This is a genomic window from Mesorhizobium sp. M4A.F.Ca.ET.050.02.1.1 (assembly GCF_003997725.1).
Lineage (GTDB): Bacteria > Pseudomonadota > Alphaproteobacteria > Rhizobiales > Rhizobiaceae > Mesorhizobium.
The window spans coordinates 1-872 of the sequence record NZ_RZSG01001312.1 but is presented as its reverse complement, the minus strand read 5'-3'; the positions used below and the strand labels follow the sequence as shown (position 1 = coordinate 872).

Genomic DNA, 872 nt, shown 5'->3' with positions numbered 1-872 from the left:
GGCCAAGCCATGGCCTTCGACGACAAGGTATTCGACGACAAGACCGGCGTGAAGCCGCAGTCCAGCCCGTGGGCGGTGTTCCAGTTCGGCTTTTCCGCCTACAAGAACGGCCACAAGGACCAGGCGGTCGAGGCTTATAAATACGCCGCCGAGAACGGCCAGATTGGCGCCACCTGGAAGCTTGCGCGCATGTATGCCGAAGGCGACGGCGTGGCACGCGACGACTATGCGGCCTTCAAGTTCTTCTCGGAGATCGTCGACCAGGATGTCGAGCCGGGTTCGCCGGAGGAGAGCTATGTCTCCGACGCGCTGGTGGCGCTCGGCGACTATCTGCGCAAGGGCATACCCGGCAGCCCCGTCACGGAGAACGAGGTCGCGGCGCAGGAATACTACATGCGCGCGGCCGCCAACTACCGCAATCCGAACGCCCAATTCGAGATCGGGCAGATGTTCCTGAAGGGCGAGGGCGGCGTCAAGGCAAGCGTCAAGCAGGCCGGGCGCTGGCTCCAACTGGCGGCCGAGAAGGGCCATGCCGGCGCGCAGGCGACGCTCGGCAACCTCCTGTTCCAGAGCGGCAAGGTGGTGCGCGGCCTGGCGATGATGACGGCCGCACTCGAGCGTGCCGCACCGGCCGACCAGCCGTGGATCCGCAGCATGCAGGAAGAGGCCTTCGCCGCCGCCGGCGAAGCCGACCGCCGCACGGCCATCTCCCTGGCCGACGACATCCTGACGAAGGGCGGCGGCGACCAGTAAGCCGCGCCGCTGCCAAGTCACCCCAGGTAAATCAGTTCTCGGTCGGTTCCGTCGGCACCATGCTTGGCGCAGGCGTCGAGATCGGCGTGGTCATGACCGGCGGGGTCGTGCCCCGGCAG

Annotated in this window: 1 protein-coding gene; it reads left to right on the top strand. The window is 67.0% G+C overall.

The features are described from left to right. Positions 1–753, top strand: a 753-nt coding sequence (locus EOA33_RS37180; protein WP_145989574.1) for a tetratricopeptide repeat protein, incomplete at its 5' end; no start/stop codon positions are given. Between the last annotated feature and the right edge of the window lie 119 nt (positions 754–872).